The sequence below is a fragment of the Bryobacter aggregatus MPL3 genome (assembly GCF_000702445.1).
GTDB classification, from domain to species: Bacteria; Acidobacteriota; Terriglobia; order Bryobacterales; family Bryobacteraceae; genus Bryobacter; species Bryobacter aggregatus.
In genome coordinates this window covers 925,316-938,609 of sequence record NZ_JNIF01000004.1, presented here as the reverse complement: position 1 = coordinate 938,609, position 13,294 = coordinate 925,316, and the positions used below count along the sequence as shown (strand labels likewise).

Here is a 13,294-nt window from a genome sequence, read left to right as displayed (position 1 = left end):
AGCAATATGTGGAGAATCCTAATCCTCGCGACGGCTGTGTTTGCCGCTGATTCTGATTTGCCCCGGCGTGCCGAAGCGATTCTGAGTCAAAACTGTTACTCGTGCCATGGGAGCAGCGCGATGGCGGGATTGCGTCTGGATCAGCAGGGAGATCTTGCCGACGGAATCATTGTGCCCGGCAAGGTGGAGGAGAGCCGTCTTTGGGTGATGATGAGCGGCAAGGGCCGGGCGATGATGCCTCCGACCGGCAAGCTGAAAGATGCGGACTTGGCCGTGATTCGGGATTGGATCAAACAAGGCGCCAAGTGGCCCGAGAAAAGTGAGTCGAAGGCTGCGGCCCCCAAGTGGTGGTCCTTTGAGCCGGTCAAAAATGTCGCGCCGCCAGTGGTGGAAGGTAGCTGGGCCCGCAATGATGTTGATCGATTTATTCTCGCCAAGTTACGCGAGAAACAATTGCAGCCGTCCGCAGAGGCAGACCGGCCTACGCTGATTCGCCGCCTGACTTATGACTTGACTGGTCTGCCGCCGACGATGGCGGAAGTGGAAGCCTTTCGCGCTGATAAGAGCAGCGACGCCTACGAGCGGCTGGTAGACCGCTTGCTGGCCTCGAAGCACTATGGCGAAAAGTGGGGTAAGCACTGGCTGGACCTGGTTCGCTATGGCGATACGGCGGGCTTTGAGCAGGATCCTTTTACGTTGTACGCCTGGCGCTACCGCGACTATGTCATCGACAGCTTCAATGCCGATAAGCCCTACGATCAGTTCGTTAAGGAGCAGATCGCTGGAGATGAGTTGTTTGAAGATCCCGCCCAACAGCAAGGGACCGGATACTTTGCAGTGGGCGCGAATCGCGACATGCTGTACAAGGTGGAAGACATCAACCGGGTGGAAAGTCTGACCGACTTCACCGATACCACCGCCGGCGTCTTTCTTGGCCTCACAGTCGGCTGCGCCCGCTGCCATGACCATAAATACGATCCGATCCCGCAGAAGGACTACTACCGGCTGCAGGCCGTCTTTGCGCCCTTCCAGAAGTCGCGGGTCTTTCTGCATTACAACAATGCGCGCGGATACGATCTGAACGAGGTGGGCCGCAACTTCAAATTGTTCGACATCGGCTCCGAGCTGGCGCGGCTGAAGAAGCCCTATTATGAGCGTCTGCGCAAGGAACGGCTGGCAAAGCTCAGCCCGGAATTCCAGGCCGCCTTTGCCGCCGAGGAAGAGAAGCGGACGCCGGAACAAAAGGCCATCTACGAAGCAAATTTCAAAAAGATCAATCCTTCCGACGACCAGATCTGGGCCGTATTGAACGATGCCGATCAGGCCAAGTTGGAGCATTTGAAGAAGCGGCTGTTGTCGCAGTTTGGGAGCTATGCGCCCGGACCTTTTTCTCCTGGCGTCACCGACGTGGGCCGCGAGGCTCCCAAAACTTATGTCCCAGGCAAGGGAACTCCTTATGGAGAAGAAGTACAGCCCGGCTTCCTCACGGCTCTGGGAGGAGGCGCCATTGCCCCGCCACCTCTCGATTCGCTCACCACGCGCCGGCGTGCGGCCCTGGCCGAATGGATTGCAAGGCCATCGAATCCGCTAACGGCCCGCGTGATGGTGAATCGCGTCTGGCAGTATCATTTCGGCCGTGGCATTGTCGCGAGTTCGAGCGATTATGGCGCACGCGGCTCCGCGCCGAGCCATCCGGAATTGCTCGACTATCTGGCCAAGCGCTTTGTCGACGACGGCTGGAGCGTCAAGAAGCTGCATCGCATGATTCTGTTGTCTGCCACCTACCGGCAGGTGGCAGCGATTGCTCCTGGCGTTCGCGACAAGGATCCGGAGAACCAGTATTTGTCGCACTTCACGCGGCGGCGTCTGGAGGCGGAAGAGATCCGCGACGCGGTGCTGCAGGCCAGCGGCACGCTGAATCCGAAAATGTATGGACGTCCCGTGGTGCCGGAACTGGCGGCGGAAGAACTGTATGGCATGAGCCAACCGCCGGGCAGCGCGTGGCCGGTGAGTTCCGATCGTGAAGAGCACACCCGGCGATCGGTCTATATGCTGGTAAAGAGGACGTACCGGATGCCGATGCTGGAAGTCTTTGATAGCCCTGATGGCGTGTTGAGTTGCTCTCGCCGGGAGAGCTCGACCACTTCGACGCAGAGCTTGAGCCTGTTGAATTCGAAGTTTACGGTGGACCAGGCAAACGCATTGGCTCTGTCTGCGAAGGGCGATCCTGAAGCGATCTGGAAAGCGGTGCTGCAGCGGCCGCCGAGTCCTGAAGAAGTGGCGATGGCGCGGGAGTTTGTGACAAAGCAAACCGCGTTGCTGGGGAGCGCGCCGGCAGCGCAGCGCGAGTTGGTGCGTGGTTTATTGAATACGAATGAGTTTCTTTATGTGGAGTAAAGACATGGAATCATCGAGACGAAAATTCTTTTTGAATGCGGGCAAGGGTTTTGGAAGCCTGGCCTTTGCAAGTATGATTTCACGCGCGGCTGAACAGGCGCGGGCGAAGAACGTCATCTTTCTCTTCATGCACGGCGGAGTCAGCCAGGTGGATACCTTCGACCCCAAACCGACACTGACCCGGCTGAGCGGGCAGCCACTGCCCGGCAGTGTCGGAGAGGGTCTCATCACCAGCCGCATCGACTTCCGGAAAGCGCTGATGCGCGGAAGCCCCTGGAATTTTCAGCGTGGTGGGAAGAGTGGCCTGGAGATCAGCGATCTGTTTCCGGAGATCCGCAAGCACGCTGATAAACTCGCTGTCGTTCGCAGTTGTTATGGCGATGCCTTCGATCATGCCCCGGCTATTTATTTGAGAGCAAGCGGCAGCCAGTTTCCTGGCAAGCCGTCGCTCGGCGCCTGGTCGGTCTACGGACTGGGCAGTGAGAACCGGAATCTTCCGAGCTTTGTGGTGATGAGCGATGGAGCGATGAAAAGCGGATCAGGAGCTTACGGAAGCGGATTTCTACCCGCGGTGTATCAGGGCACGGTGTTCCGTACCGGCAAGAGTCCGGTGCTGCATCTCGCTTCTCCGGACGGGGTCTCCGATGTGTCGCAGCGCGAGACGCTGGACCTCATCACGCGCATGAATAAGAAGCATTATGCCAGCCGCGAGGAAGACACGACGCTCGATGCGCGCATCTCCTCCTACGAGCTTGCTTATCGCATGCAGTCGGAGGCTCCCGATGTGGTGGATCTTTCGACGGAGTCCGATGCCACTCGCAAGCTGTATGGCATTGGAGAAGCAATGACCGATGACTTCGGCCGGAAGTGTCTGCTCGCGCGCCGGCTGGTGGAGCGTGGCGTGCGCTTCGTGCAGCTCTACTCCGGAACCAATCTCGGAGACGACTGGGACGATGCCCACAACGATCTGTTGGGTAGCCACAACAAGATGGCGAAGAAGAGCGATTTGCCGATTGCCGGTTTGCTCGCCGACTTGGAAGGACGCGGATTGCTCAGTTCGACGCTGGTCGTCTGGTCGACCGAGTTTGGCCGGACACCGCTTGCGGAAGGAAAGAATGGCCGCGATCACCATCCCTATGGCTTTTCGATGTGGATGGCCGGGGCGGGCATCCAGGGCGGCCGTGCGCTCGGCGCCACCGATGAATTTGGATTGCGCGCCGTCGAAGAACGCAAGAGCGTTCATGACATGCATGCAACGATCTTCCGTCTGCTGGGGCTGGATCATACGAAAGTCACATACCGCTTCCAGGGCCGCGATCAACGATTGACCGACGTCCATGGAGAGGGAGAGTTTACGGACTGGCTCCTGAAGAGTTCATGAAGCTGGTTCTTCGCTGCGTCATTCTGGCCTGGATTCTTTTTGGAGCGTGGCAGCTCCTACAACTGGAAACCCGTACCTGGGGCAAAGACTTGGCCACTCATCCCGATGAGGCGGCACACTTCACTTCGGGTGTGATGGTGGCCGACTATCTCCGTGGCGGAGCGGGAACGAACCCGGTTGCCTTTGCATCCGAGTTCTATGTGCATTATCCGAAGGTCGCGATCGGTCATTGGCCACCGTTCTATTACCTGGTAGAAGCCGTTTGGTTTGGCATTGCGGGAGAGACGGTCTCGAGTGCCAGAGCCCTTGTGATGCTCACTGCGCTGCTCTTGATGGCAGGCACGTTCTGGTGGGCGCGCCGGGACCTGGGATGGACGGCAGCCTTCGCGGTGTGTGCCGTGCTGCTCAATCTCAACGTGTTTCGCATCGGAGCGAGTGAAGTCCTCTCCGACGCGATGGTGGCGTTTCTAAGCATGGCCGCCTTGTTTTTCTGGGTCCGCTATTTCGAGAAGTACCGGCGGGCCGACCTCTTCCTCTTCTCACTGGTTGCCAGTGCGGCCATTCTCACCAAAGGAAATGCCTGGGTGATTCTGCTTGCCGTTGGCCTGGCTCCCTTGTTGGCGGGGCGCTGGCGTATTTATCTCGATCGTTGGTATTGGATCAGCGGCGTGCTGGTTGTTCTCCTTGCCGCCCCCTTCTACGTGTATGCCCAATCGACGGAATCTGGGTATCCGACTGGTAGTGCGCAAGCTGTTTTGCAAACAGGGGTCATTGCGCGCAGGTTTCAGATGTTTGTTGCGGGACTGCTTCCTGTATTGCCTCCGGCGGCTTGGGCACTCTCTGCCATCGGCTTATTGGCAGGATTTCGCCTGCGAGAGGGCGCACACAAGTTGCGATGGGCGATGGCAGCGGCATTTGCAGTCTCCATGATTGCCTTCTTGGTTTTGAGTGGCTTGTCCTTTGAAGATCGCGTTCTGTTGCCAGTGGTCCCCTTCCTGCTGATTCTGGCGTGCCAAGGGGCCATCGCGCTCGCTTCTCTCAGAAAACCATTTGCTGTTCCTGTGCTCCTGGCGTGCCTGCTGCTTTGTTTCCTCCCCTTACAGGAGTTCAACGCCAAGCCGCGGGATGGGTACAAGGAGATTCTTCTCGACATTCCTGCTTCGCAGAGCCCCAGAGCATTGCTTGTGTTGAGCGATTCGATTGGTGAAGGAGCGGTTCTGGTCCATGAGCTGATTCAAGATCCACGCCGTCGCAACGCCACGATCCGCGGAACGAAGTTCCTCAGCGAGCAGGACTGGAATGGGCAGAATTACCGGGAGCTGTTCCCCGAGGATCAGGCCTTGCTCGAGGAACTCCAGAAAATTCCGGTGACCTACGTGCTGATTGACGATTGGTCCAGACGGGCCGAAACGACCCGGCTGCGAAGAGTGGCGGCAGCGAACTTCACATTGCTCAGCCGCCGGGCGGTGCAGGGAAAGTTCATCGAACTCTATCAGAACCCCAAGGCGGACGGACGAGGCATTGAATCATTACGATTCAGCCTGGGTCCCAGTCACGGAAGCCGCATGGTCGAGCTCGACCCGAAAGCGCACCAATAGCAGCTAGCGTTTGGAGCTGCTTGGTTTGCTCGGCCTCTTTACGGATGGCGGGTGAATCGTTTTTTTAGTACTGACAACCGGAGCTTTTAGGGCGCTGGCTTTCGTGGGAAGCTTCGTGTGGCGGGCAGCCGGGGCCGCTTTGGGAGCTGTTTTTGGAGCTGTAGTGCGGCGCATCACGACTCGGGTGGGCTTGGGAGCTGCTACGGTGAGCGGAACCACTGCGAAGCTGGCGGGCTCCAGCGACGGATTCGCTTCTTCCAAAAGTGCCGGGTTCGACTGGTATTGCCGCGCAATGCTTTGCGCCGTGTCGCCACTCTGTACGCGGTGCAATCGCCAGGAGTTGCGTTTGTCGGTTGGAACGCGTTCGAGCGCGGCAACCACGTCGGCGGCGCTGTTCTTCGGCACGCGGAGAAAATAGCCCTGCGGCACCATATTGTGGAGCACCGCTGGATTCATGTCCTGCAACGTCGTCACGGGGACCTGCGCCGCATCGGCAGCCAACTGCAGACTGGTATTCGCATAGACTTCGATCGTGTCGTACTCGATCGGCGCGTCCATCTCCAGATCGCCAAGCCCATAGTCGACCGGGTTTTTCATGATGATCGTCAGCGCGAGGATGATCGGGACGTAGTTGGTAGTTTCAATCGGCACCGCGTGGCGATTGCGAAGTTCCCAGTAGTCGGCGAAGGCTGTCTTTTGTACAGCCCGGTCGACGCAACCCGGACCACAGTTGTAAGCAGCGAGCGCCAGATGCCAGTCGCCCAATTGCTCGTAGAGATCGCGAAGATGCTTGGCCGCGGCGCGCGTGGCGCGTTCGGGATCGAGACGATCGTCGGTCCAGGCCGTCTGCGCCAAGCCGTAGAGCTTACCAGTGTCCTGAATGAACTGCCACATTCCCACGGCAGCCTTATAGGAGACGGCGCGCGGCATGAAGCCCGATTCGGCTTGTGCCAGATAGATCAATTCGGCAGGAACACCCTCTTCCGCGAGCACGCGGAAGATCATCGGCCGGTACTTGCCCGAGCGCTTCAGCGCATACTCGAGCGTCCTGCGGCCTCTGCCATTGGCAAAGTAGTTGATGAAGCCGAGAACGGTGTCGTTCACAACAAGCGGCAATTGTGACGAGGTAGCTTGCAACTCCTGTTGCACCTTTGACTTCATGCGCGGATCGACGGGGAAAGTGAGTTCGCGAATGTCATCGAGCGGACTCTTGTCAAAGCGGACATCGTCGAGATTCCGTGCGGCACCCAGCGATTCAAGATCAATCGCGTAGATCTTCGCCGCCAGGTTCTGGATATAACGGTCGAGCGATTCCCGATCCGGATCTTCAGCCGGCGCTTCGAGCAGGTGGTCGATGGCCCGATCGAAAAAATTGCGAGCCTCCGCAGGATTCCCTGCAGAAACGGCAGAACGCCCCTCGCTCACCAGACGCTCGGCCTCGCGGACACGGGGATGATTTGCAATTTTCGTATCGCCGAATGCGAGAGTCGCAGTGAGGAGAGCGAGCAAAACCTTCATCGTTTGGAATACCTACAGTCTACGGAATTTAAGCGCGATAAGATGACGGGATACATGAAGCTCTCGCTATTACTCTTATCGGGCCTCGTTGTTTTTGCCACAGAACACGTTGATTTCCGGCGGGAAGTGCGTCCTATTCTAAGCGATTCCTGTTTCCATTGCCATGGCCCTGATAAAGAGACGCGCATGGCGGGACTTCGTCTTGACGTTAAGTCTGAAGCATTTCGAGCACGAAAGAATGGCACGCCGATCGTTGCGGGCGATTCTGCCAATAGTCTGATTCTAAAAAGAATCCTGCACGAGAAAACAGCGCTTCGAATGCCGCCTCCGGCCTCTCACAAAAATTTGACGGCGGCGCAGATCGACGTTCTCAAACGTTGGATCGATCAGGGTGCCGACTGGCAGGAGCATTGGGCTTTTCTGACCCCCGTCAAATCTCCGTTGCCAACCGTGAAACAAACTGCGTGGCCGACGAATGAGATCGATCACTTTATTCTCGCACGTCTCGAAAAAGAAGGTCTCACGCCCTCGGCCCAAGCCGATCGCCGAACCTTAGCCCGCCGTGCGGCCCTGGACGCGACAGGACTGCCGCCGTCGGAAGCCGCAGTCCAGTCCTTTCTTAAAGACCAACAACCCGGAGCCTGGGAACGTTATGTGGATCAGATGCTCGCTTCTCCGCATTACGGCGAGCATCGCGGGCGTTACTGGCTCGACGCCGCTCGCTATGCCGACACGCACGGCCTGCACATCGATAACTATCGCGAGATCTGGCTTTACCGCGACTGGGTGATCCAAGCCTTCAACCGGAACCAGTCTTTCGACAACTTTGTTCGCGATCAGATTGCCGGCGACCTGTTGCCGAATCCGACAAAGGAGCAGTTGATCGCCTCCGGCTTCCATCGCAACAATGTCACCACCAATGAGGGAGGAGTGATTGAAGATGAAGTCGCGGTGATGTACGCGAAGGATCGTGTCGACACCACGAGCACCGTCTTTATGGGCCTCACCGTCGGCTGCGCCACTTGCCACGATCACAAGTTTGACCCCATCACTCAGAAGGACTTCTATTCAATGGCGGCCTTCTTCCGTAATACCGAGCAGAAGCCGCTCGATGGCAATATCAGCGATACCCCACCAGTGATTTTCCTCCCCGCCAAGCAGGATGAATCGCGTTGGGCGACTCTCGATCACCAGATGATTGCCCTGCGCGGCAAGCTTGGCGAACGTGCCGATCATCTGTCTCCCCAAGCGGGCGCAAAGCTGGAGTTGCCCAAGTCCTTCAAACCGGAATGGGCTCTCGAACAGATTGAGTTCCCGGCGGAAGGTGGGCTCAAAGAGATTCCGCGCTTCCAACTGATCGATCCCGACAAGCCTTTCACCATTGCTGCCTGGGTCTACTACCCGAAGCCTGATGAAAACTGGACCATCCTCTCACAAACCAATTCGATGGAGAAAGAGAGCAAAAATATCCGTGGCTGGAGCCTGGACATCCAGGGTCGCCAACCGTTGTTGCGCTTGATTGGCGACAACGGCGAATCGATCGTCGCCCGGGGCGGCAACGGTGCGAAGATGACGGCGGGCGGCTGGTATCACGTCGCGTTTACCTATGACGGAAGCCGGAGCAAGAAAGATGGTTTCGAGCTTTACTTCAACGGCATCAAGGCGGTGCATGAAGGCAAACAGGAATCGGCCCGTTCCGCACTCAAGGGCAATTTCCTGCCCGGGATTCCGCTGCGCATCGGGGGCGACGGCAACAAGCGCAGCTATAAAGGTGGCGCACTGAAGGACCTGCGCATCTACTCGCGCGTGTTGTCGAGCGAGGAGATCTCGGTTCTCGATATGCTGCCCCGCGCCAAAGAAGGAGCACCGGTCGAGTTGTCGCGCGTCTGGGCCGCCAGTCGCGATGGCGCTTCCCGCAAGATGATGACCCAGCTTGCTGTGCTGGAAGCCGAGCGGCGCAATATCCTTCGCCGCGGAGCCGTAACGCACGTCATGGTGGAGCGCAAAGACTCGAAGCCAAGCGCAAACATTCTCTTCCGGGGCATGTACGATCAGCCGCGTGAGAAAGTCGAAGCCGATGTGCCGGGGGTCCTAGGAGGCCTCGGCCCCAAGGTGGAGAAGAACCGGATGGGCTTGGCAGAATGGTTGCTCAAGCCGGAGAATCCGCTTTTTGCCCGCGTTGCGGTCAACCGTTATTGGCAGGAAGTCTTTGGCACCGGAATCGTCCGGACCAGCGAAGATTTCGGGAGCCAGGGAGAAGCACCCAGTCATCCCGAATTGCTCGATTGGCTCGCAGTCGACTTCCGCGAGAACGGTTGGGACGTCAAGCGTCTGCTGCGCCTGATGCTCACCAGTTCTGCTTATCAACAACAGGCCGTCACCACTGAGGAGCGGCGCAAGATCGACCCGGACAATCGTCTGCTCAGCCGGGGGCCGCGCTTCCGCATGGACGGCGAGATGGTGCGCGACTATGCACTCGCCGCAAGCGGGCTGTTGGTGCCTACCATCGGCGGGCCCAGCGTCAAGCCTTATCAGCCAGAACGCATCTGGGAAACGGTGGCGATGGAATCCTCAGATACACGCTTCTATACCCAGGACCACGGGGACGCGCTTTATCGCCGCAGCCTCTATACCTTCTGGAAACGCAGTGCGCCGCCACCGGCGATGGACATCTTCAATGCGCCCTCGCGGGAAGCCTGCACCGTGCGCCGCGAACGCACCAACACGCCGCTCATGGCGCTGTTGACGATGAACGATGTGCAGTTTGTCGAGGCGGCAAGGGCCTTAGCGCAACGGGCAATCCATGCGCATCGCAACGACTTCGACGCACAACTCGACTATCTGACCGAACGGCTGGTGACACGCCGCTTTGAGGGCAGGGAACGCGAGATCTCGCGCGCCGCCTATCGTGACTACCTGCGCCACTACGACACCGACCCAGCGGATGCACGGAAGCTGATTGCCGTAGGTGAAAGCAAGGCCGATCCCAAACTTCCGGTGCCCGAATTCGCGGCACTCACCATGATGGCGAACCAACTGATGAATCTCGACGAGGTACTGAACAAGTGAAAATCCACGACGCAGAACGGGATGCGGTACTGCTTGCCACCCGGCGGCAACTTCTCGGCAATGGAGCGCGGGGCTTTGGTGCTCTTGCGCTGAATCAATTGCTCGGCGCAAAGGAGCAGGGAAAAGAACTGCCGCACTTTGCCCCCAAGGCGAAGCGGGCCATCTATCTGCACATGGTAGGCGCGCCACCGCAGCATGACCTCCTCGACTACAAACCCGCCATGAAGGACTGGTATGACAAAGATCTGCCAGAGAGCATCCGGAACGGCCAACGCCTCACGACGATGACGAGCGGCCAGACGCGTTTTCCGATCGCTCCGACAGTTTTCAAGTTTGCCCAGCACGGGCAAAGCGGCGCCTGGATCAGCGAGTTGCTTCCGAACGTCGCGAAGATGGCCGACGACCTCACCATCATCCGTTCGATGCACACCGAGGCGATCAACCATGAGCCGGCCATCACCTTCATCCAAACCGGCAACCAGATCGCGGGCAAGCCCTGTATCGGTTCCTGGATCGCCTATGGCCTGGGCAGCATGAATCAGGATCTGCCCACTTTCGTTGTTCTGAATGCGAACCACACGCACCCAAAGGCGAATGTGCAAGCCATTTCGGCCCGGCTTTGGAGCGCTGGTTATCTGAGCGCCCAGTACGCGGGAGTTTCTTTGCGCAGCGCTGGCGAGCCGGTTCTCTACGTGAAGAATCCCGAAGGCGTGCCACCGGAGATGCGCCGCCGGATGCTCGATGCATTGGGCGAGCTGAACCAAATGACCTATGAAAAGTACGCCGATGCGGAAACCAAGAGCCGCATTGCGCAGTACGAGATGGCCTTCCGCATGCAGTCGAGCGTGCCGGATTTGACCGATCTCAGCAAGGAACCGGCTAGCACTTACGAGCTATACGGTGAGGAGGCGCGTAAGCCTGGCACCTTTGCCAATCAGGCCCTGATGTCCCGGCGCCTTGTCGAACGCGGCGTTCGCTTCGTGCAACTCTACATGCGTGGCTGGGACGTGCATGGCGACCTGCCCGAGGTGCTGCCATCGCAATGCAAGGACGTCGATCGCGCACTCTACGGTCTGATCCAGGATCTGAAACAGCGCGGCATGCTCGACGAGACACTGGTGGTCTGGGGCGGGGAGTTTGGCCGCACCATCTATTCTCAGGGTAAGCTGACGCCGACCAACTACGGTCGCGATCATCATCCGCGTTGCTTCTCTCTCTTTATGGCCGGCGGGGGCGCCAAGCCTGGGATCGTCTGGGGAGAGACCGATGAGTTCAGTTACAACATCGTTCGAGATCCCGTCCACGTCCGGGATTTCCAAGCCACACTGCTGCACCAGTTTGGCATTGACCATGAGCGCTTCACCTACAAGTACCAGGGCCTCGATCAGAAGCTCACCGGTGTCGAAAAGGCAAACGTGATCAAAGGACTCGTGGCCTGAGCCCGCACGAAGAATGGCTGGCCGCACTGTCAGCCATTCACCCTGAAGTCCATGGCCCGGACCGTGATGCACTCCGCATTTGGTTTGCCATGTGGCCGGAGATTCTGCCAGAGCTTGCAGAACGTTTCGTCTTCTTCCAATTGAAGGGCCAGAGCAAGCTCGCCCAACAAGCGAACACCTCGCATGCCTTTCTCGACAGCCATCGTTTTTGGGGCGCCGTTCGCCTGGCACTGGACGAGGCGGACTGTTCGCCGCTGGAATCCCGCATTCGCAGTCTCGCCCGCCGTAGCGGAGCTCCGGTTGCGCACGCGCTTCCGATGGCCGCCATCGCACTCCGCACGGTGGAACTCTGTGGACCAGACTTTCTCAAAGAAACCTGGACACCTCCCGCAGACCGCAGCACCGAACGCGCCAGCCGTTACGCGCCCTCGTTGCTCGAGAGGATGAAGGGCAGAAAGGCTTGCGACCGCGTCATCTTTGAGGAGCGCAAGCAGGATGGCTGGTTCCCAATCCTTCCGGCCCAGGAGATCACTTCCGCCGCCGAACTCGACAAGCGTAATTATCACGATAGCGACGCACGTTGTTATGAGGGCATGGGGCCGATTCCGGTTGATTGCCGCGCCGGTTCCTGTGGCACCTGCTGGATTGGGGTTCTGGGCGGGAACGAGAAGCTGGATCCCGCCGACGACTTCGAGCGGAAACGGATGCAGTATTTCGGCTATTGGGATAGCGGCTTCATTGATTCCGATGTCGAGCGGCCACTGATTCGCCTGGCCTGCCAGGTGCGCGCGAATGGCAGCGTTAGCATTGTCATTCCGCCGTGGAACGCGGTATTTGGCGAGTCGCGGCGGAAGCGGGAAGGCTAGCGTCTTACCAGCTCACGACGGCTTTGAGGATGCCACTCCCCGGGTCTGTCCAGGTGGGAAATCGATCGGCCATTCCCTCGGCCGGACACAGTTCGCTGACCCAGCTCCGGGTCTCGATGCTGCCGTTCTCCAACTGTTCGAGGATGAAGCGATGCTCGGCGGGCAGGGCATTGCGCGAACTCAGAATGGTCATCTCCCGGCGATGGAAGGGGTCGGGGTCGTGGAAGCTGATGTCGCCCACAAAGAGCCCGACAAAGGTGAGCTTGCCACCAGCCGCGGTGTAGGAGAAAGCATCGTGCATCGAGCCCGGATTGCCGGTGCAGTCGAAAACAAGGGTCGGCAACTCCGGCGCCTGGGCCAACACGCTTTCTTTCGATTCATGGACGACCGAGGCCGACATCTGCTTGGTCGCAAATTCGCGGCGGCTGGGACTGAGGTCGAGCACTTCAAAGGGCGTACCTTTCAAGCGTAAAAACTCCATCACCGTACAACCGATCGGGCCTGCTCCGATGACCAGCGCGCGATCTCCAGCGACGGGTTGCGCCCGGTTCACTGCGTGGCAGCCAATCCCGAGTGTCTCCACCAGAGCCAGTTCCTCGAGCGACAGTTTCTTGGACGGGTAAAGGTGCGCAGCCGGCAGAATCATCTCTTCGCGCATGCCGCCATCGACATGAACGCCAATCACCTTCAAAGTGGTGCAGCAATTGGACTTCCCACGGCGGCACGCAATGCAGGTGCCGCAGGCGAGATAAGGATTCACCGCGCAACGGTCGCCGGGCTCCAGCCCAACGACACCTTCGCCCACGCGCAACACCTCAACGCTCAACTCATGACCCAGAATTCTCGGATAGCTAAAGAAGGGTTGCCGTCCTTTATAGGCGTGCAGATCGCTCCCGCAGATACCAACGGCACGGATGCGCACCAACGCCTCTCCAGGCCCCGGCTCATTGGCCGCAGGAAGATCGATCCATTGAAATTCACCCGGTGTGGTCAGACTGATAGCTCGCATGAATTCTTGATTGTATA

8 protein-coding genes are annotated in these 13,294 nt (G+C 58.7%); 6 read left to right on the top strand and 2 right to left on the bottom strand.

Features of this window, described 5'->3' with window-relative positions; genetic code table 11:
• Nucleotides 1-6: 6 nt before the first annotated feature.
• Genes M017_RS0123740 through M017_RS0123730 form a run of 3 tightly spaced genes read left to right on the top strand, consistent with a single transcriptional unit; the run spans nt 7 to nt 5,376 of the window.
• Nucleotides 7-2,397 carry a PSD1 and planctomycete cytochrome C domain-containing protein gene (locus tag M017_RS0123740; RefSeq protein ID WP_080508130.1) on the top strand — a complete coding sequence of 797 codons (2,391 nt, stop codon included), beginning with the start codon at nt 7-9 and terminating at the stop codon, nt 2,395-2,397.
• Nucleotides 2,387-3,778, top strand: a complete 1,392-nt coding sequence (locus M017_RS0123735; RefSeq protein WP_031500719.1) for a DUF1501 domain-containing protein — start codon at nt 2,387-2,389, stop codon at nt 3,776-3,778. The genes M017_RS0123740 and M017_RS0123735 overlap by 11 nt, the downstream gene beginning before the upstream one ends.
• Nucleotides 3,775-5,376 carry an ArnT family glycosyltransferase gene (locus M017_RS0123730; protein WP_031500718.1) on the top strand — a complete coding sequence of 534 codons (1,602 nt, stop codon included), beginning with the start codon at nt 3,775-3,777 and terminating at the stop codon, nt 5,374-5,376. Before M017_RS0123735 ends, M017_RS0123730 begins: the two co-directional genes overlap by 4 nt.
• Nucleotides 5,377-5,379: 3 nt before the next feature.
• Here M017_RS0123730 and M017_RS0123725 read toward each other — a convergent pair whose 3' ends face one another.
• Nucleotides 5,380-6,894 carry a transglycosylase SLT domain-containing protein gene (locus M017_RS0123725; protein WP_080508129.1) on the bottom strand — a complete coding sequence of 505 codons (1,515 nt, stop codon included), beginning with the start codon at nt 6,892-6,894 and terminating at the stop codon, nt 5,380-5,382.
• Here M017_RS0123725 and M017_RS0123720 point away from each other — a divergent pair.
• The 3 genes from M017_RS0123720 to M017_RS0123710 all read left to right on the top strand — a co-directional run bounded on the left by M017_RS0123720 (nt 6,829) and on the right by M017_RS0123710 (nt 12,268).
• The gene (locus tag M017_RS0123720; protein ID WP_080508128.1) at nt 6,829-9,963 is read left to right on the top strand and encodes a DUF1553 domain-containing protein; all 3,135 of its coding nucleotides are present in this window, start codon (nt 6,829-6,831) and stop codon (nt 9,961-9,963) included. The genes M017_RS0123725 and M017_RS0123720 overlap by 66 nt on opposite strands.
• Nucleotides 9,960-11,402 carry a DUF1501 domain-containing protein gene (locus M017_RS0123715; protein WP_238326027.1) on the top strand — a complete coding sequence of 481 codons (1,443 nt, stop codon included), beginning with the start codon at nt 9,960-9,962 and terminating at the stop codon, nt 11,400-11,402. Before M017_RS0123720 ends, M017_RS0123715 begins: the two co-directional genes overlap by 4 nt.
• Before the next feature lie 89 nt (nt 11,403-11,491).
• A complete protein-coding gene (locus tag M017_RS0123710) occupies nt 11,492-12,268 on the top strand; it encodes a 2Fe-2S iron-sulfur cluster-binding protein (RefSeq protein WP_031500714.1) in 777 nt (258 codons plus the stop codon).
• A gap of 4 nt (nt 12,269-12,272) precedes the next feature.
• Here M017_RS0123710 and M017_RS0123705 read toward each other — a convergent pair whose 3' ends face one another.
• On the bottom strand, nt 12,273-13,277 hold the full coding sequence (locus tag M017_RS0123705; RefSeq protein ID WP_031500712.1) for a zinc-binding alcohol dehydrogenase family protein: 1,005 nt from the start codon (nt 13,275-13,277) through the stop codon (nt 12,273-12,275).
• Nucleotides 13,278-13,294: the final 17 nt, after the last annotated feature.